The sequence below is a fragment of the Rhodobacteraceae bacterium S2214 genome (genome assembly GCA_025141675.1).
Taxonomy (GTDB): domain Bacteria; phylum Pseudomonadota; class Alphaproteobacteria; order Rhodobacterales; family Rhodobacteraceae; genus Yoonia.
Window position 1 is genome coordinate 1,836,135 of record CP081161.1, and the last position, 17,652, is coordinate 1,853,786.

Genomic DNA, 17,652 nt, shown 5'->3' on the forward strand with positions numbered 1-17,652 from the left:
TACGAAATTGCTTTGTTTTGGCCTGTTCTTTGCCTAGGATTGGGATGGTGAACGAACTATTTATACGATGGAAATCGATTCAATTGATTGTTTCCGTATTGGCAAAGAACTGTTCTGCGGCTCGCGCCGGGTTGGCAAGGATGTGGCGATTGTGTGACGGTGATGGTGGCTCAAGTGAAAGGGCAAAGATGTTGAATACAGTCAGATACGCGGTGGGGGCCGCGTTGATGGTGGTAGCCGGGGTAAATAGTGTTAACGCTGCCTGTCTAAACGAAGAAGACATGCGTCGTGGGATCATTGTTACTTTCGAAAACCAATCATCCGTTGCAATGCGCAGGACGCGAGCAGGGCTTGTTGAAGTCACGGAAACCTATGCGTCAGAAGATCTGACTATTAAGTTCACCGGACAACACGGGCTTTACTTCACCGAAGAGGTCACGCTTGTCGCGGCCCGTCCGGAAAGCTCCTCGCGCCTTGAAATCGTGTTTGACGAAGCATCTGCGGCGCTGCCTGCACCGGAAGTGGGGACTTTCTGGTCAGGCAGCACCACAAACATTTTTCCCGATGGGGACCAACGGTCTGAACTTTATGACGTGTTCTTTTTGGACGCGCCCGTAACGCGGATTTCCGGGTGCGATTATGAAACGATCCACGCGGTTGTTGAATACCGCTGGCCTACGGATGAATACGGCGTGTCGCTGCTTTACGCATATCTGCCTGCGCTCGACACGGCATACATCCTGTCCAGTAGTTCTTCAGTGGCGGAAACAGGTGTAAACATCCCCGTAGCGATTGAACCTGCCACTTTCTAAGTGGCTATATTTGGAAACACTGATGGGAAGGCGGCACTTTAGGGGCCGCCTTTGTCATTTCGGGGCTATTCGGCCGCTTTGATCTTAACAGGGCGGTAAGGATGATACCCTTGTTCTTTCAGGATCTCGAGTTGTTCATCGAAAAAGCGGGTGTGGCCCGTTCTGATCGCGTGCGCGCAGACGTTGACGGCCAAATCCAGACGATCCCGTTTCATGGTTTGGTTGAACAGGTTGCGCAGGTAAGGGGCATAAGACCGGCGTGCGCGTAGCAATTTGCCAAAGCTTTGCGGCGTCAGTGTGCCATCCATTGCGCCAACCACGAGATCATCAAGAATTTCGATTCCCTCGAGCGAACGGGACAACCGCCCGCCCAACCCATGGCACCGCAAAGGCGTCATGCTGGGTTTTGTGTAGAGCGCGGCATGCACGGCATCCATCAGCTGATGGGGGTCAAACGCGATATAGGCTTGTTCTGCGGCATCAATCATATCCGGCCCGTAGCCATAGCGGCTCGAGAAATCCTTGATCCGTTGATCGCGGTAGCGTTGATCAAACCCGGCAATGCGCGGGTCAAGCGTCGCCTGTGGGCGCAGCGCGAGAACGCGGCAACCGGGCGCTGCAACGCTATAAGCTGTCGCTGCATAACCACCTGAATCCGCGCCATAAAACAGCACTTCGTCAAAGTCCTCAAAGAACCCGTCGTCGATCAACCGGTCAAAATAACCGTAGATGCGTTTTTCGCGGTACCAGCTTTCGGATTGGGCATAGATTCCAAGATGCGACCAACCTTCTTCGCGGACAAAGGTGAACCCGAAAGGTTCGTTTTCCTTGCTGGTGTCCTGAATCGTATCTGCATTTTCGAAGGTGACTAGCAGCTTGGGACCTGCATCAATGAAGGCAGCCGCATGCTTTTCAAGTCGTTCGAAATACCCAAGGTCCTCTGCAACTTCTTCAAGTTGGACAAACCATGCATCTCCTTCCAAGCCTGACAGGCCGGAATCGATGTCAATTCGGTTATCTTTGTTCATGGTTGTCTCCAGCAGCGGGTGATCCGTTATTGCGCGTTAATGTGGCGAAAATGGGCGGGTCATAAGCCAGTTTTGCGGTGTTTCGGGATCAAAAGAAAGCTTGAAGTCCCGTTTGTGCGCGCCCGAGGATCAAGGCGTGCACATCATGGGTTCCTTCGTAGGTGTTCACGGTCTCCAGGTTGACCATATGACGCATAATCTGGAACTCATCGGAAATGCCGTTGCCGCCATGCATGTCACGCGACATTCGCGCGATGTCCAAGGCCTTACCGCAGTTGTTGCGTTTCATCAGGCTGATCATCTCTGGTGCGGCCTTGCCTGCATCCATCAGGCGTCCGACCTGCAACGCACCTTGTAAACCCAGTGAAATTTCGGTCTGCATATCGGCGAGTTTCTTCTGGAACAGCTGTGTCTGGGCAAGTGGTTTGTTGAACTGTTTGCGATCAAGTCCGTATTGACGCGCGGCGTGCCAGCAAAACTCTGCCGCACCCATCACGCCCCATGAAATGCCGTAGCGCGCCCGATTGAGACAACCAAACGGCCCTTTCAATCCTTGCACACCGGGTAGCAGCGCATCTTCGGATACGACCACGTCTTTCATCACGATCTCGCCGGTGATCGACGCGCGCAAGGACAGCTTGCCGCCGATTTTCGGGGCTGACAGACCTTCCATTCCCTTTTCCAGAACAAAGCCGCGGATTTTGCCGCCGTGGGCCTCTGACTTGGCCCAAACGACAAACACATCTGCGATCGGCGCGTTGGAAATCCACATTTTAGATCCGTTCAACACGTAGCCATCGTCTGTCTTCTTCGCCGTCGTTTTCATCCCTGCAGGGTCTGATCCCGCATCAGGTTCGGTCAGGCCGAAACAGCCGATCAATGTACCAGCGGCCAAGCCGGGTAGATATTTCTGACGCTGTTCTTCGGACCCGTAGGCCTGAATAGGGTACATGACCAAGGATGATTGCACAGACATCATGGACCGATAGCCGCTGTCCACCCGTTCGATTTCACGCGCGATGAGACCATAGGTCACGTAATTCGCACCCAGCCCGCCATATTCTTCAGGAATCGTAGCCCCCAAAAGGCCCGCATCGCCCATTTGCTTGAAAATACCGGGGTCAGTTTTTTCGTCGCGGTAGGCAGCTGTCACTTTCGGCTGTAATACATCTTGCGCAAAGGTCCGCGCGGCGTCGCGCAGCATGCGTTCTTCTTCGGTTAACTGGTCCTCAAGACGTAGGGCATCTTCCCAATCGAATGCATTCAGGTCGGGGCCAAAGCCCGACTTGTGATCTGTTGCTGCATCTTTCATGGAAGCCTCCTCAAGCAATTTGCGCAAAACCTACGCTTGCGAGCTGTACATGACAATGGGCTGTGATCATGGGGCCGAGTTCAGTTAAAGTCGGTCGAGACATTCCGCTATTCAGGACGCCCAGAATGACGCAACTTGCGACCCCTCGCACCAGAATTGCGCTTGTGACGCCAACGGATGCGTGGGCGCTGCACCAGTATTATACACGCAACCATGCACATCTGTCGCCATGGGAACCGCACAGGCCGACGGGGTATCACAGCCACGACGCTTGGCAGAAACGGGCAGCAGATCAGGCTGCGCAAAACGCGTCTGGGCAGTCCTATCATTTCGCAGTGCGCTATCATGGGGCGGATGGCGTCGCTGCTGTTTGCAACTTCACCAATATCACGAAGCGTGCTTTTCAAGCGTGCCACTTGGGCTATTCGATCGATCTGGCCTATCAAGGCCAAGGCATCCTGCGCGAAGCTCTCGTCGAAATCATCCCGTTTGTGTTTGCGCATGCTGGCCTCAACCGGATCATGGCGAATTATATGCCGCGTAATGAACGCAGCGGGCGTCTTCTGGCAAGGTTGGGCTTCGAGAAAGAAGGATACGCCAAACGCTACCTAAAGATCGCAGGTGAATGGGAAGATCACATCCTGACATCACGGATCATCGATCACGCGGTAGAGGCATAGTTGCTGACTACGACTAAGGGGTCACTTGACGACAGCCGCACAGGGTGCAGTTCTATGCACCAGCGGGGAGACCACCATGACCTTTGAAACCATCGACGCAGTCCAAGCCGAACTCGGCCAGACCGGTTATGTCTGTGATCGACCATTGGCAACGGTGGTGTTTCTGGCGCAACGGCTGGGGCGGCCCCTGTTTTTGGAGGGCGAAGCTGGCACAGGCAAAACGGAAATCGCCAAAGCTATCGCCGCCAGTTTGGGGAAACGTCTGATCCGGCTGCAGTGCTACGAAGGGCTCGATGCATCTTCAGCAGTCTACGAATGGAATTTTGCAGCGCAGATGATCGCAATACGGGCAGGCGAGAGCAAAAAAGACCTGTTTTCCGACGACTACCTGATTGCGCGTCCTTTGTTGGAGGCAATGATGCCACAAGACGGCGGCGCACCCGTCTTGCTGATCGACGAAATTGACCGGACCGACGCACCCTTTGAAGCTTTCCTGCTCGAAGCGCTGTCCGATTTCCAAGTCACAATCCCCGAACGCGGCACAATCAAAGCAGCAGAACCGCCCATCGTGATCCTGACCTCTAACCGAACGCGCGAAGTCCACGACGCGCTGAAACGGCGGTGTCTATATCACTGGGTCGGGTACCCCGATTTTGATCGTGAAATGGAGATACTGCAATCGCGTGCTCCGGAAGCTACCAAGCAATTGTCCGAAGAAGTCGTGGCATTCGTCCAACGCCTGCGCGCTGAAGACCTGTTTAAGAAGCCGGGTGTCGCCGAAACCATCGACTGGGCAAAATGCCTGCTGGCGCTCGACGTGCTGACGCTGTCTCCCGAAGTTATCGCAGACACCCTTGGCGCCGTTCTAAAATACCAGGACGACATCCAACGGCTGCAAGGTTCAGAGGCCAAGAAAATCCTCGACGACGCACGCGCAAGCATACCGGCATGATTCCCTTGCTTTGGTCTCAAACATCCTACGGGGGTCTGGGGGCGTGAAGCCCCCAGCGATTGCGCCATGAAACTCCCCCCATTATCTTTGCCTGACGATCCCAAACTCGCGGAAAACATCACGCATTTTGGCCGTGCTTTACGGCGGGCGGGTCTGAACATCGGGCCGGGCCGGATCACCGATGCGATCCTCGCGGTGTCCGCTGCGGGCTTTACCAGCAAGGTCGATTTCTACTGGACGCTGCACGCCTGTTTCGTCTCCAAACCCGAGGACCGCGCGGTGTTTGCACAGATTTTCAGGCTTTACTGGCGCGATCCGCAATTCATGGAACATATGATGGCGTTTCTCACACCTGCGGTGCGCGGTGTGCAAGAAGAACGACAGGCCGTGGCGGCAGAACGGCGGGCTGCACAGGCTTTATTAGACCAGCAAGATCCGGAATTGCCCGACGGCACAACCAACGAGGACGAGGTCGAAGTCGATATCGACGCGAGCCAGACAACGTCGGGCGAAGAACACCTGAAGACGCTCGACTTTGAACAGATGAGCATCGCTGAAATGGCCCGCGCCAAACGCATCCTCGCGACCATGCGCCTGCCTGTTCCTCCGATTCTCAGCCGCCGGACGCAAGCCTTGCCAGGTCGGATGCCTGACTGGCGCGGGACGATGCGCGGTGCCATGCGCACAGGCGGCGAAATCAACCAGTTCCGCACAAAGCGTCCGCGCATCCGCTTTCCCAATCTCGTAGTGCTTTGCGACATCTCGGGGTCAATGTCGCAATATTCGCGGGCGGTGCTTCATTTTGTCCATGCCGTTGCTAACAAACAGGGACAGGGCTGGGCGCATGTCCACGCCTTCACTTTCGGCACACAGTTAACCAATATAACTCGCCACATGCGGACTCGTGACGTGGATGCAGCGCTTGCGGCAGCCGGCGCACAAGCGCAGGACTGGGAAGGCGGGACGCGTATCGCGGCCTGTCTGGACCGGTTTAATCGCGACTGGTCGCGGCGAGTCATGGGGCAGGGTGCCGTTGTGCTGCTGATCACTGATGGGCTGGATCGTGACGGCGATGCAGATTTGGGAAAAGTCATGGAGCGTTTGTCGTTGACTGCCAAACAGGTCATCTGGCTCAACCCGCTGTTGCGCTATGACGGTTTTGCGCCGAAAGCACGTGGTATCGCCCAGATGCTACCTCACGTGGACACGTTTCGGGCTGGTCACAACATTGCATCGTTGGAAGGGGTGGCGCATGCTTTGATGCAGCCGCACGATGGGGGCGATAAACTACGGTTCATGTCCTTGATTGATCAGACCCCGCGCCCAGATGAGACGAAGTTGGGCTGGTCGCTGGCCCATACCCGTAACAAGAAAGATCACCATGGCTGAAACGCAGTACACCAAACTGGCCCTCGACTGGCATCGGGCAGGGCGCAAAGTGGCGATCGCAACTGTCGTTGAAACTTGGGGGTCTGCGCCGCGGCCTGTGGGCAGTCTGCTTGTCATCGACGGAGACGGAGCAATGGAAGGGTCCGTATCCGGCGGATGCGTCGAAGGGGCGGTGATCGTCGAGGCGTTAGAAGCGTTGGAAGATGGGAAGCCGCGCCTTTTAGAGTATGGAGTCAGCGACGATGAAGCCTTTGCCGTTGGACTTGCTTGCGGCGGGCGTATCCGCATTCTTGTGGAACCTGTCGGCGGGGCAATGCCCGTTTCAATTCTTGAAGAATTGGCTGCGGCGGCAGAGGCCAAGCAGCCGATTGCCTATGTGGTTGATCTGGAAAACGATATGCGGCGCACGACGGACGCGTCGGAATTCTCCAACCGGTTCAGGTCTGACAAATCGGGCATTGAGGACGATGGGCGTACCTTCGTCGGTATCCATAACCCACCTTTGCGGATGATCATCGTTGGTGCCGTTCATATCGCGCAGCACCTTGTGTCAATGGCTCATGCCTGCGGTTATGCGCCCACGATCATTGACCCACGCGGAGCCTTTGGGTCCGAAGACCGCTTTCCGGGGGAGGTTATTCTTGGCGATTGGCCGGATGAAGCATTGGCTGCGCTGCAACCCGACGCGCGGACGGCCGTTGTGACCCTGACCCATGACCCTAAACTTGATGACCCAGCGATCATTGGAACGCTGAAATCCGATGCGTTTTATTTGGGCTGTCTTGGCTCCACGCGGACACATGCCAAACGGGTCACACGGCTGGAAGAAGCGGGATTTGATGCGGCCGCAATTGCGCGGATACATGCACCAGTCGGCTTGAACATCGGGGGGAAATCGCCTGCGGAAATCGCCGTCAGTATTATGGCGCAGGTCACCGACGTGTTGCGCCGCGCATGAAATTTGGTCCAGTTCCATTGCAGGACGCAGCGGGCGCAATCTTAGCCCACTCGGCGGAGCTGCCAAATGGGCGCCTGCGCAAGGGCAAGGTGTTAACAGCTGATGACATCGCTCTGCTCGCAGCGACAGGCGCGCAAAACGTTGTCGTCGCACAGCTTGAAGTCGGGGATTTGCACGAAGATGTGGCGGCTCAGCGATTGGCCGAAGCATTCGTGCCAGCGCCAGGCTTACGTTTAACGACTGCGACAACAGGACGGGTCAATGTGATCGCGACGATGCCCGGCATCTTTCGGTGCGACGTTGAATCAATTGAAAAAGTCAACGCAATCAACCCGATGATCACGATCGCCACCCAGCCGCAAAACCAACGTGTTGTCGCAGGCGACATGGTGGCAACGATCAAGATCATCAGCTACGCAGTGGCCGAACTGGACATTACGCGGGCCGTGGACGTTGCGACGCCGCTTGCATTGCTCAATGCGCAACACACCGACATCACTTTGATCGAAACGCAGATCGGATCGGGCGCACCAAATCCTAAAGGACGGGCAGCCATGGCGACGCGCCTTGATCGGTTGGGCGCATCTCTGACGCGGCGGATTGTCGTGGATCATACGGAGGCTGCGTTGGCTGCAGCTATTTCCACCGCATCCGGCACGATGATTATGATCCTCACAGGCTCTGCGACCTCCGATGCTTATGATGTGGCGCCGCAAGCGGTGCGGATCGCAGGCGGGCAAGTCACGCGGTTTGGCATGCCAGTTGATCCGGGAAACCTGCTGTTTGTGGGCGAGATCGGGGAAAAACCAGTTATCGGTTTGCCGGGCTGCGCACGGTCGCTGGCATTGAACGGGGCGGATTGGGTTGTCGAACGGACGATCTGTGGCATGCATTTATCAGATCATGACATCGCTGGAATGGGCGTTGGCGGGCTACTCAAGGAAAGCCCCGCGCGGCATCACCCAAGGGGTAAGCCAAAAGAATAACCCCGCACCTTGCAGCGCGGGGTTTTCGATTTCTCTAGCATGATCGCTCGTAGCAGCGCTTACTTCGGAAGCGGTCCGATCAGCATAACCATTTGGCGACCTTCCCAAGCGTTTGCTTGCAAACGATGTCCCAAGTGGCAGATGTTTGGCACAAACATCGAGAACGTCTGTGCCAAGCAGTGCTTACTTCGGAAGCGGTCCGATCAGCATAACCATTTGGCGACCTTCCATTTTCGGGAAGTTTTCCACGCGGCCTGCTTCTTTGGTGTCTTCAGCAACACGTTCCAGCAACTGACGGCCCAGATCTTGGTGCGCCATTTCACGTCCGCGATACCGCAGGGTGACTTTTACTTTGTCGCCGTTCTCGAGGAACTTGAAGACATTGCGCATCTTGACGTTGTAGTCGTTCGTATCCGTGTTCGGACGGAACTTAACTTCTTTGATCTCGATGATCTTCTGCTTCTTACGAGCCTCAGCTTCTTTTTTCTGAGTCTCGTATTTGAACTTACCAAAGTCCATGATCTTGCAGACTGGCGGATTCGCGTTTGGCGAGATTTCTACCAGATCAAGGCCGGCATCAGCGGCCATGCCCATTGCGCGATCTGGCGTAACAACACCAACGTTTTCGCCGTCCGCCCCGATCAGGCGGATTTCTGAGGCCCGGATCCGTTCATTGATACGGGGGCCAGTGTCGCGCTGTGGTGGCGCGTTATGGGGTCTGCGTCCTATGGTCTTTATCCTTTGGTCGTTAATCTTATGACTGGGTGCAACTTAATGTGCATAAGGTGCAGCTTCAACCCGCAAAAATTGGGCGATGTGGACGAAATTCCCCGTATGCGTAGACTTTTACTTATCTGTAACATCTGACATACGACGACCGAGTCTCAATCGTGAGACAAGTACTTTGTTGTGGAGAGGGAACACCCAATGAGAGCGACAATCATTATCATCGTGGCCGCAGTGCTCGGCTTTTTTGGATACCAGATGGGCGTGAACGGGAATAACCCGTCGCAAGCATTGGGCCTAAGCCCGTCATCTGCTGAAGTTGCAGCGCAAGAAGCTGCTGTTGCGGCGGAAGAAGCTGCAGCCGCTGCTGCAAAAGCTGCCGAAGAAGAAGCGGCTGCAGCCGCTGCCGAAGCAGAAGCCGCCGCACTGGCCGCTGAAGAAGAAGCTGCGAAAATGGCTGAAGAAGAAGCCGCACGCGTTGCAGCCGAAGCTGAAGAAGCAGCCGCCGCCGCTGCTGCCGCCGAAGAAGCCGCAGCCGAAGAAGCAGCCACTGCCGCTGAAGAAGCTGAAGCTGCTGCCGCCGAAGCAGAAGCCGCCCTTGAGGCAGAAGCTGAAGCCGTAGCTGAAGAAGCTGCTGCCGCTGCTGCGGAAGCAGAAGAAGCCGCCGCCGCTGAAGCTGCAGCGCTGGAAGCAGAAGCCGAAGCCGTTGCTGCCGAAGCAGAAGCTACCGCCGAAGCTGCTGCCGCTGAAGCAGAGGCTGCTGCCGAAGAAGCCGCCGCTGAAGTAGAAGCCGCAGCCGAAGAAGCTGCTGCCGCAACAGAAGAAGCTGTCGCCGACGTTGCTGCAGAAGTCGACGCTGCGACTGAAGACGCTGCCGCTGCAGTTGAAGACGCTGCTAATGCGACAGAAGAAGCTGTAACTGAAGGCGCAGCCGACGCTGCTGCCGAAGTGGAAGGTGCTGCAGAAGCCGTTGAAGAGGCCGCAACAGAAGAAGTTGCGACCGAAGAAGCACCAGAAGTGACTGCAGAAGATGCAGAAGTCACAACTGCCGAAGAAGCCCCAGCGGCAGACGCGACTGTTGAAGCTGACGCAGAAGTATCCATGACTGATCTGCTGACTGTCGACGGATTCGATTTCGACAAAGTTCAAGAAATGCTGGACGGTTCTGAACTGGGTGCGCTGCAGAAAACAGCCCTGACAACCGGCCTGAACGCTGTGAAAGACAACCCAGAGCTTCTGGAAGGTGTTTTGTCACAAATCAAGGACGCCCTCGGCATCCCAGCTGCGCAGTAAGCAGCGAAACACACAGACAAAAAGGGCCGCGTCAGCAATGACGCGGCCCTTTCTTTATTCTGCGTAGTGTTGGCGGTTCAGCCGACGAAGGCTTTTTCGATCACAAACTCACCCGGCTCGGAGTTCGCGCCTTCATTCAGGCCTGCTTTTTCCATCAACCCCTTGATATCCAAGTTAAAAGCCAATGACCCACACACCATCGCGCGGTCCACAGCTGGATCAAGCGGCGGGATGCCAAGATCAGTGAACAATTCGCCGTTTTCGATCAACGTCGTGATCCGGCCCATCTTCGGGCTCTCTTCGCGGGTCGTCGTGGGGTAATACTTGATCTTCGCGAGGTTCTCTTCGCCCAGCAGTTCGATCATCATTTCGTCTTGCTTGAGGTTTTCGATCAATTCGCGACCGTAAGTCAGTTCCTCAACATCACGGCAGGTGTGGGTCATGATGATTTCATCATAGTTTTCATACGTCTCTGGCTCGCGCAGCAGGGACGCAAACGGTGCAAAACCTGTGCCAGTCGCGAAGAAATACAAACGTTTCCCGGGCAGCAGCGCATCGTGAACCAATGTGCCCACTGGTTTTGGTTTCAGAATGATCTGATCGCCAACTTTGATGTGCTGCAGCTTTGATGTCAGCGGGCCTTCCGGCACTTTGATCGAATAGAATTCCAGTTCTTCATCCCATGACGGGGACGCAATGGAATAGGCCCGCAACAACGGACGCTGTTTGCCGGTTTTTGGATCAGGATCGCCCATCAGGCCGATCATCACGAACTCACCAGACCGAAAGCGCAAAGACGCGGGACGGGTCACGCGGAAGGCGAAAAGGCGGTCAGTGTAATGTTTCACGGATGTCACCGTCTGCGCATCGGGCAGGGCGGGAACGGCTTTGGCGGTTGTTTCGGTCACAGGTGTTTGCTCTGTCATAACTCAATTGGCGGCCTTGATAAGACCGCCCTCCGTATTCATCATTGATCTGTATCAGTAAAGGGCTGGATTAGCCGCGCATGCGGGCTTGGTAATCGTGGGCTTTCCAGTCGGCACGGGCCAACCATTGGTCCTCGGGCTGGCGTGCGGCGAGATCGGCAGGGATTTCGACTTCGTCAAAACCGGATCGGCGGGCCATGGCATATTGATCGGCCAGAACATGGCCGCGAGCCCGCAGGCGACCCTTGAAACCCAAGCGACGCAGTTGCGCAGCCAGCGTAAACCCGCGCCCGTCTGTCGGCGCAGGGAAGTCGATGCGGATCATCGCGGCATTAGTCAGGCCGTTCAGCGCAGTCGAGGCTGTATCAGACGGCAAATCGATCCCTTGCGGGCAGTCGTTTGCAGGCGTGGTGTCCAGATCGCGGAACCCGCAATCCCAATCATCGGCGACAAAACCGGTGTCCACGACAATTACTGTCTTTTCTTCTGACATCATTCGTTCCTCTGGGCGCTTGGCCCGTCTTTCATCTGTCCATAACAATTCATTTTTGGGACCAAGTCCTAGAAATGAATGCCGCATTCCGTTTTCTCGGTGCCTTCCCAACGCCCTGCACGGGGATCGTCGTCCACGCCGACAGCGTGGGTACAAGGCTGACAGCCGATTGATGGGTATCCTTTGGCGACAAGCGGGTGACGCGGCAGATCGTGATCGTCCATATAAGCGGCGATCTCTTTTCGGCCCCAGCTTGCAAGCGGGTTGACCTTGATCCGTGTCGATCCGGCTTCTTTTTCGAAAACGGGCAGTGCAGCGCGCGTGCCGCTTTGGTAACGTTTGCGGCCCGTGATCCAAGACCCATAAGGTTTCAGAGCACGTTCAAGCGGTTCTTTCTTGCGCAAGGTGCAGCAGGCATCAACATCAGCCTGATGCAGCAGACCTTCACTGTCACGTTCGAGCAATGCGGCGCGGGACGGTGTGATCACGTGCACATTGGTCAAACCAAGATGGGCTGCGACCTCTTTCTGGTAAACCAAGGTTTCGTTGAACAGCATCTCGGTCTCGATAAAGATCACTGGCGTCGCAGGATCAATTTCGGCAACCATGTGCAACAAAACAACGCTTTCCGCGCCGAACGAACTGACCAAGGCCGTGTCGCCCATGCGGACGTCGTCCAAAACATGTTTCAAGATCGTCTGCGGCGTGCTTTTCGCATGCAGCAGGTTTTGACGTTCTGCGATTTCCTTAAGCGGCATTTTGTGCGGCCTTTTCTGGGTACAGGATGTCTTTGAATGGCTGTGCGCCAAGGCGGCGGTAGGCTTGGATGAAGGTCTCGTCGGCGTCGCGGCGGATATCCATGTAACCCAAGACGAGACGTTCAATCGCGGGCACAATGTCGTCCGCGCTAAAGCCGGGGCCCGCGCGTTCGCCAATTGCAGCGTCTTCGGTGCCGTCGCCACCCAACGTGATCTGGTAGTTCTCAACACCCGCACGGTCGAGACCGAGGATGCCTATGTGACCCACGTGGTGATGACCACAAGCGTTGATGCAACCCGAGATTTTCAATTTCAGCGGACCAACTTCATGCTCCAACTTCAACTCGTCAAACCGTGTCGCGATCTCTTGCGCGATCGGGATCGAACGGGCCGTTGCCAACGCACAATAGTCCATACCGGGGCAGGCGATGATATCGCTGATCAGGCCGATGTTGGCGGTGGCCAACTGGCCTTCGCGCAATGCGTTGTAGATTTCCGGCAGGTCCGACTTGTGGACGAAAGGCAGGATCACGTTCTGTTCGTGCGAAATGCGCAATTCATCGTGGCCATATTTTTCCGCCAGTTCCGCCATTAACCGCATCTGATCGGCTGATGCATCGCCCGGAGTAGCACCGTGCGCTTTCAGCGAAATTGACACAATCGCGTAGTCAGGGTTTTTGTGTGCCGCAAGGTTGGTGTCAGCCCAAGACCGGAACGCAGGGTTCGCAGCCTTATATGCGTCAAACGCATCGGTGCCAGCAGCTTTGAAAGTAGGGGCCGCAAAGTGTGCCTCAATCTCGCGTAGCATCACCTGATCCACACCGCTGAATGTCGGGCGGATATCGGCAAAGCGATCTTCGACAAGGCGCGAGATTTCTTCGATCCCGTGCTCATGCACCGTGATCTTGATCCGCGCTTTGTATTTGTTGTCGCGACGGCCCAGTAGGTTCCAGACAGAGACAACGGCTTCCACATATGGAAGCAAATCCGCCTCTGGCAGGAAGTCACGCAAGACTTTCCCGATCATCGGTGTCCGACCCAAACCGCCTCCCACGAAAATACGGTACCCGCGCTGGCCGTCTTGCTCAACAACTTGCACAGCCACATCGTGGGCACGCAAAACAGCACGGTCATTCTCGGCGCCAGATACCGCAATCTTAAATTTGCGGGGTAGGGCTTGGAATTCAGGGTGATCTGTTGACCATTGGCGCAGCAATTCCGCAACTGGACGCGGATCCGCGATTTCGTCACCAGCAGCCCCAGCAAAATGGTCAGCGGTCACGTTCCGGATCGTGTTGCCCGATGTCTGGATTGCGTGCATTTCCACGTCGGCCAGTTTTTCAAGGATCGTCGGCACATCAGCCAATTTTGGCCAGTTGTACTGGATGTTCTGACGCGTGGTGAAGTGGCCATAGCCCTTATCAAACGTCTCAGCGATATAGGCCAACTGACGCATCTGACCGCCATTCAGCGTGCCATATGGAATAGCGACGCGCAGCATGTAGGCGTGCAATTGCAGGTACAGACCATTCATCAAGCGGTAAGGCTTGAATTCGTCCTCAGTCAAAGACCCATCAATCCGGCGCTCTACTTGGCCTTTAAACTGGGCAACACGTTCACGGACAAAGGCTTCGTCGAAATCATTGTACTTATACATGGGTTTACACCTCTGCCTGTTTGCCGTGGAAATAGTTGGATGGACCGCGTGTACGGAACGCTTCGCGGAAGTGCACAGGCTCTGGCCCGTTTTCGCCTTGCTTGGCATCAGCCAGATAGGCTCCGGTGACTTGGTCGCGCTGCGCTTGCGCTTCGATCAGGCGCAGGTCAGCGTGGGCTTCGTCTTCAAGGAATTCAGCTTCGGAAATATCGCCTGTCCATGTGCTGTCAGCGGTGAACCACACTGCATCGCCTGACATCAGGTGATTGGTTGTGATGACCTTCGGGGTAAATTGACGGGCCATTATGCGAACTCCTCAAGGGGTAAAGTGTCTGCGGCGTCCATCGCCGCGCGCGGGGCAAGCCCGTAGAAAGTGATTGCCGGACCGCGCAAGTTGGCCCGTGTCAGGGTGGGTTCAAGATCGGACAAAGTGGTCGCGATGATCTGTTGATCCGTGCGGCTGACGTTCTCGATGATCGTGACAGGCGTCGCTGGATCGGCACCATGCATGAGCAGGCGACCTTGGATGAAGCGCGCGGATTTCTTGCCCATATAGATCGCAGCAACTTCGCCGTTCTGCGCCAGCGCACGCCAATCGTGGTCGGCGTAGCCCTTGGTGTCGTGGCCGGTGATGAAACGGACAGACGAGTTGCGATCACGCTTTGTCAGGCTCTGGCCGATATTCGCCACAGCAGCAGAGGCGGCAGTGATACCCGGCACAATGCGCCAGCTGATCCCAGCGGCATCACAGGCGTCGATTTCTTCGTCGAGACGGCCAAATACAGTCGGGTCACCCGCCTTCAGGCGGACAACGTGGTGGCCCTTCACGGCGTGTTCCACGATCAGCGCGTCAATATCGCCTTGCGCCATAGCAGGACCAAAACCGGTTTTGCCCGCATCAATGATGACAGCTTCGCGACGGGCGAGTTCCAGAATTTCAGGCGTCACAAGACGGTCGTGGATCACGACGTCTGCCTTGTCCAAGGCGTTCCGTGCTTTCAGCGTCAGCAATTCCGGATCACCGGGGCCTGCGCCGACCAGATCAACGTGACCGGCTTTCTCGGTGGTCATGATGTGTTTATCAAGCAGGGATTCCAATGTCGGGATAACTGCCGATTGGCCATCAGCTTCAACAGCCTTTGGACCAGCGTTGAAGTAGAAGTCAGACCAGAACGTGCGGCGCTTGGCGCCCATTGGCAGAACCTCTACCGCAGAGCGGAAGGTTTTTCCGATACGGGCAAGCACGCCAAGGGACGCGGGAAGCTGTGCCTCGATATCGGCCTTGACCTTGCGGGCAACGACAGGAGCCGCGCCTTCGGTGCCGATGGCCACAACAACCGGATCACGGTCCACAATGGCAGGCGTGATGAACTGGCTGTCAGCAAGATTGTCGACGATGTTCACCTTCGCGCCGTCAGCGTGGGCAATGGACGCGACGCGGGCGTCTTCTGCGTCGTCCTCGTTCGCTGCATAAAACAACACCGCGCACATCGCGTCGCCAGGTTCGACCGCGCGATTGACTAGTGTCAGCTTCCCCTCAGCTGCCCAACCCTGAATTTCAGGAGATGCATCTTCGGCGAAGACTGACACATGCGCGGTGGTCTTCATAATCAAACGCAGTTTCGCCATAGCAGAATCGCCACCGCCCGACAGGACAATGCGGCGACCGGCGACGGCCATGAAGACTGGAAAATGATCCATGATGGAACCTCGTGTGTTTCTTGGGTTCTTTATAGAACATTATTCTGGATGTTGCCTATATGAACGGGTAAGTAAGGACGTATGTTCTGCTTGCGGGCGGATCTGGGCAACATTTTCTGCAATACGAAGGAATTCGGGATGAACGTGCGGTTAGACGAGGTAGATCGGAAAATTCTCAAGGCGATGCAGCGTGATGCCTCACAAAGTCTTGATGATATTGCCCGAGAAGTGGGGTCTTCAAAGACGCCTGTGTGGAACCGGATCAAGAAAATGCGAGAAGGAGGAATCATAGGCCAACAGACTGTTTTATTGGACGCAGAGGCGCTTGGGTTCGAGGCATGTTTCTTCGTTTTGATACGAACATCAGAACATGAAGCCGAATGGCAGCAGAAATTTCTCGCGGCCCTGCAAGCCCGTCCGGAAGTGCAAGAAGCGCACCGTTTGGCCGGTGACATCGATTACATTCTGAAGGTGCGGGTGCAAAATGCGCGGGCCTACGACGAATTCTATCAAGCGCTAATTTCGGAAGTGCGGGTTTTCAACGTTACAGCGCTTTTGTCGATGGAAGAGATCAAATCGACGGTCGCACTGCCGTTGTGACGGAGTTTGACCTAAAAGTGCGCTACCGCGCATTTTTGATTTGAGCAGGTTCAGAGGCGCCGTATCCCGCAGGCGGCGCTGGTTTAGGTCGTGACTCGCAGCGCTGTCAGTCCATGGAAATGGTAGACATTGCCATACTGTGGCGGTGCCGCGATAGCGAGGCTGGGACAGCGGTCGAACAAGGCCCCCAGCGCGATTTTTAGTTCCAGTCGCGCAAGTGGTGCTCCGACACAGAAATGGATACCGCCGCCGAAGCTGGTGTTTTGCTTGATGGGCCGCGTAGCATCAAACACATCCGGATCGGGATAGGCCAGCGGGTCGCGGTTGGCGGCCGCTAGCATGCAGCCGATCTGATCGCCGCGTTTGAAGTCATGCCCGCCAAGCGAAACGTCTTCGTAAACGTGTCGTGTAAACATGTGCAGAGGCGGATCAAAGCGCAGGATTTCTTCGACACAGCCGTCGGTGATATCGCGGTGGCCCGTTTCCAGCAGCGTTTTTGTGCCGTTGCCGATAGTATGTACGGTTGCTTCGTGGCCAGCATTCAATAGCAGGATGCACGTCGTGATCAGTTCGTCTTCGTTCAGTTTTTCGCCCGTGTCGCTGGCCGCAATCAGGGTTGATATCAGATCATCAGCCGGTGCCTTCCGTTTGGCTGCGATCACGTCCTGCAGATAGGCGGTGAAATCGAGGGCAGCTCTGCTTGCATCGTCTTCGATCTGGCGCGTCCGACCCGCTTGATACATCGCAACCATCGCGTTGGACCAGACCAAAAGCTGATCTGCGTCTTCTTCGGGCACGCCCAAAAGGCGTGCGATGATGATCACGGGCAGGGGTTTGGCGAAAGCATCCAACAAATCAAACGGACCTTCAGGAAACTGATCAATCAGGTGATGCGATAACGCTTCAATCTCTGGTCCAAGGGCCGCAATGCGCCGAGACGTAAAGGCCCGCAATACCTGTCCACGCAGGCGTGTGTGTACGGGCGGTTCGAGTTCCAGCATCGAATGTGCTTCGATCGCATAAAACGGTTTCATGTGATCAGGCACAGGTTGCACCAATTCTGCGGGCTGTTCACGCCCCATCCGTTTGTCGCGCAAAGCCAAGCGCACGGTGTCATACGACATCGCACAGGCCATGCCATATGTGTCCCACCAGACGATCTCGTCCGTATCACGGACCTGTTTGTAAGTCGGGTATGGATTTTGGACGAATTGAGGGTCAGTCGGGGATTGATCGAAGCGTTTCATGGACACTCTGTGCGCGGTTTTTTCTGGCGGTGCAATGCAGAACTCTTGATTTGTGCGACCTTCTGCCGCACCTTTGAGTTGAAACATTCTGATAAACATTTCCAACGGGATGCTGCGAAGGCAATTGCTCCTTC

At 55.8% G+C, this 17,652-nt stretch carries 18 protein-coding genes; 8 read left to right on the forward strand and 10 right to left on the reverse strand.

The features are described from left to right. Nucleotides 1-188: 188 nt before the first annotated feature. Nucleotides 189-812: a hypothetical protein gene (locus tag K3729_09205; GenBank protein ID UWQ97672.1), complete on the forward strand. Its 624-nt coding sequence runs from the start codon at nt 189-191 to the stop codon at nt 810-812. A gap of 65 nt (nt 813-877) precedes the next feature. On the opposite strand, the gene K3729_09210 is transcribed toward K3729_09205, so the two are convergent. Together K3729_09210 and K3729_09215 are read right to left on the reverse strand one after the other, a co-directional pair. Beyond that, nucleotides 878-1,840, reverse strand: a complete 963-nt coding sequence (locus tag K3729_09210; protein ID UWQ97673.1) for a phosphoadenosine phosphosulfate reductase — start codon at nt 1,838-1,840, stop codon at nt 878-880. A gap of 88 nt (nt 1,841-1,928) precedes the next feature. Continuing rightward, on the reverse strand, nt 1,929-3,152 hold the full coding sequence (locus K3729_09215; GenBank protein ID UWQ97674.1) for an acyl-CoA dehydrogenase: 1,224 nt from the start codon (nt 3,150-3,152) through the stop codon (nt 1,929-1,931). A 125-nt stretch (nt 3,153-3,277) separates the two neighbouring features. On the opposite strand from K3729_09215, the gene K3729_09220 reads away from it, so the two are divergent. From K3729_09220 to K3729_09240, 5 genes are all read left to right on the forward strand, one after another. Next, nucleotides 3,278-3,832, forward strand: coding sequence for a GNAT family N-acetyltransferase (locus tag K3729_09220; protein UWQ97675.1), 555 nt, complete (start codon nt 3,278-3,280; stop codon nt 3,830-3,832). A 76-nt stretch (nt 3,833-3,908) separates the two neighbouring features. Continuing rightward, complete coding sequence (locus K3729_09225; protein ID UWQ97676.1) at nt 3,909-4,784, forward strand: MoxR family ATPase; 876 nt, start codon at nt 3,909-3,911, stop codon at nt 4,782-4,784. A gap of 66 nt (nt 4,785-4,850) precedes the next feature. Further along, nucleotides 4,851-6,173, forward strand: a complete 1,323-nt coding sequence (locus K3729_09230; GenBank protein UWQ97677.1) for a VWA domain-containing protein — start codon at nt 4,851-4,853, stop codon at nt 6,171-6,173. Then, on the forward strand, nt 6,166-7,131 hold the full coding sequence (locus tag K3729_09235; protein UWQ97678.1) for an XdhC family protein: 966 nt from the start codon (nt 6,166-6,168) through the stop codon (nt 7,129-7,131). Before K3729_09230 ends, K3729_09235 begins: the two co-directional genes overlap by 8 nt. Beyond that, nucleotides 7,128-8,117 carry a molybdopterin-binding protein gene (locus K3729_09240; protein ID UWQ97679.1) on the forward strand — a complete coding sequence of 330 codons (990 nt, stop codon included), beginning with the start codon at nt 7,128-7,130 and terminating at the stop codon, nt 8,115-8,117. The genes K3729_09235 and K3729_09240 overlap by 4 nt, the downstream gene beginning before the upstream one ends. Before the next feature lie 183 nt (nt 8,118-8,300). Here the strand turns inward: K3729_09240 and infC are convergent, their stop codons facing one another. Then, nucleotides 8,301-8,846 (reverse strand): translation initiation factor IF-3, encoded by a 546-nt coding sequence (gene infC / locus K3729_09245; GenBank protein ID UWR01002.1) that lies wholly within the window; start codon nt 8,844-8,846, stop codon nt 8,301-8,303. 198 nt (nt 8,847-9,044) lie between these two features. Between infC and K3729_09250 the strand changes: the two genes are divergently transcribed. Next, complete coding sequence (locus K3729_09250; protein ID UWQ97680.1) at nt 9,045-10,136, forward strand: hypothetical protein; 1,092 nt, start codon at nt 9,045-9,047, stop codon at nt 10,134-10,136. Between the two features lie 77 nt (nt 10,137-10,213). On the opposite strand, the gene K3729_09255 is transcribed toward K3729_09250, so the two are convergent. The 6 genes from K3729_09255 to cysG form a co-directional block, all read right to left on the reverse strand. Further along, nucleotides 10,214-11,062 (reverse strand): ferredoxin--NADP reductase, encoded by an 849-nt coding sequence (locus tag K3729_09255; GenBank protein UWQ97681.1) that lies wholly within the window; start codon nt 11,060-11,062, stop codon nt 10,214-10,216. A 70-nt stretch (nt 11,063-11,132) separates the two neighbouring features. Beyond that, nucleotides 11,133-11,558, reverse strand: coding sequence for a DUF934 domain-containing protein (locus K3729_09260; protein ID UWQ97682.1), 426 nt, complete (start codon nt 11,556-11,558; stop codon nt 11,133-11,135). A 65-nt stretch (nt 11,559-11,623) separates the two neighbouring features. Then, nucleotides 11,624-12,313 (reverse strand): phosphoadenylyl-sulfate reductase, encoded by a 690-nt coding sequence (locus K3729_09265; GenBank protein UWQ97683.1) that lies wholly within the window; start codon nt 12,311-12,313, stop codon nt 11,624-11,626. Beyond that, nucleotides 12,303-13,970: a nitrite/sulfite reductase gene (locus K3729_09270; protein ID UWQ97684.1), complete on the reverse strand. Its 1,668-nt coding sequence runs from the start codon at nt 13,968-13,970 to the stop codon at nt 12,303-12,305. The genes K3729_09265 and K3729_09270 overlap by 11 nt, the downstream gene beginning before the upstream one ends. Before the next feature lie 4 nt (nt 13,971-13,974). Then, nucleotides 13,975-14,274 carry a DUF2849 domain-containing protein gene (locus K3729_09275; protein ID UWQ97685.1) on the reverse strand — a complete coding sequence of 100 codons (300 nt, stop codon included), beginning with the start codon at nt 14,272-14,274 and terminating at the stop codon, nt 13,975-13,977. Continuing rightward, nucleotides 14,274-15,671, reverse strand: coding sequence for a siroheme synthase CysG (cysG, locus tag K3729_09280; GenBank protein ID UWQ97686.1), 1,398 nt, complete (start codon nt 15,669-15,671; stop codon nt 14,274-14,276). The genes K3729_09275 and cysG overlap by 1 nt, the downstream gene beginning before the upstream one ends. 138 nt (nt 15,672-15,809) lie before the next feature. Between cysG and K3729_09285 the strand changes: the two genes are divergently transcribed. Beyond that, nucleotides 15,810-16,271, forward strand: a complete 462-nt coding sequence (locus tag K3729_09285; GenBank protein ID UWQ97687.1) for an Lrp/AsnC family transcriptional regulator — start codon at nt 15,810-15,812, stop codon at nt 16,269-16,271. Between the two features lie 83 nt (nt 16,272-16,354). Here K3729_09285 and K3729_09290 read toward each other — a convergent pair whose 3' ends face one another. Then, nucleotides 16,355-17,518 carry a cytochrome P450 gene (locus K3729_09290; protein ID UWQ97688.1) on the reverse strand — a complete coding sequence of 388 codons (1,164 nt, stop codon included), beginning with the start codon at nt 17,516-17,518 and terminating at the stop codon, nt 16,355-16,357. Nucleotides 17,519-17,652: the final 134 nt, after the last annotated feature.

Bases quoted from the DNA above. Each gene is read 5' to 3' on its own strand.
- K3729_09205 (UWQ97672.1), top strand. From the start codon at position 189: ATGTTGAATACAGTCAGATACGCGGTGGGGGCCGCGTTGATGGTGGTA.
- K3729_09235 (UWQ97678.1), top strand. From the start codon at position 6,166: ATGGCTGAAACGCAGTACACCAAACTGGCCCTCGACTGGCATCGGGCA.
- K3729_09210 (UWQ97673.1), bottom strand. From the start codon at position 1,840: ATGAACAAAGATAACCGAATTGACATCGATTCCGGCCTGTCAGGCTTG.
- K3729_09220 (UWQ97675.1), top strand. From the start codon at position 3,278: ATGACGCAACTTGCGACCCCTCGCACCAGAATTGCGCTTGTGACGCCA.
- K3729_09260 (UWQ97682.1), bottom strand. From the start codon at position 11,558: ATGATGTCAGAAGAAAAGACAGTAATTGTCGTGGACACCGGTTTTGTC.
- K3729_09215 (UWQ97674.1), bottom strand. From the start codon at position 3,152: ATGAAAGATGCAGCAACAGATCACAAGTCGGGCTTTGGCCCCGACCTG.
- K3729_09265 (UWQ97683.1), bottom strand. From the start codon at position 12,313: ATGCCGCTTAAGGAAATCGCAGAACGTCAAAACCTGCTGCATGCGAAA.
- K3729_09255 (UWQ97681.1), bottom strand. From the start codon at position 11,062: ATGACAGAGCAAACACCTGTGACCGAAACAACCGCCAAAGCCGTTCCC.
- K3729_09230 (UWQ97677.1), top strand. From the start codon at position 4,851: ATGAAACTCCCCCCATTATCTTTGCCTGACGATCCCAAACTCGCGGAA.
- K3729_09275 (UWQ97685.1), bottom strand. From the start codon at position 14,274: ATGGCCCGTCAATTTACCCCGAAGGTCATCACAACCAATCACCTGATG.
- K3729_09240 (UWQ97679.1), top strand. From the start codon at position 7,128: ATGAAATTTGGTCCAGTTCCATTGCAGGACGCAGCGGGCGCAATCTTA.
- K3729_09285 (UWQ97687.1), top strand. From the start codon at position 15,810: ATGAACGTGCGGTTAGACGAGGTAGATCGGAAAATTCTCAAGGCGATG.
- cysG (UWQ97686.1), bottom strand. From the start codon at position 15,671: ATGGATCATTTTCCAGTCTTCATGGCCGTCGCCGGTCGCCGCATTGTC.
- K3729_09270 (UWQ97684.1), bottom strand. From the start codon at position 13,970: ATGTATAAGTACAATGATTTCGACGAAGCCTTTGTCCGTGAACGTGTT.
- K3729_09225 (UWQ97676.1), top strand. From the start codon at position 3,909: ATGACCTTTGAAACCATCGACGCAGTCCAAGCCGAACTCGGCCAGACC.
- K3729_09250 (UWQ97680.1), top strand. From the start codon at position 9,045: ATGAGAGCGACAATCATTATCATCGTGGCCGCAGTGCTCGGCTTTTTT.
- K3729_09290 (UWQ97688.1), bottom strand. From the start codon at position 17,518: ATGAAACGCTTCGATCAATCCCCGACTGACCCTCAATTCGTCCAAAAT.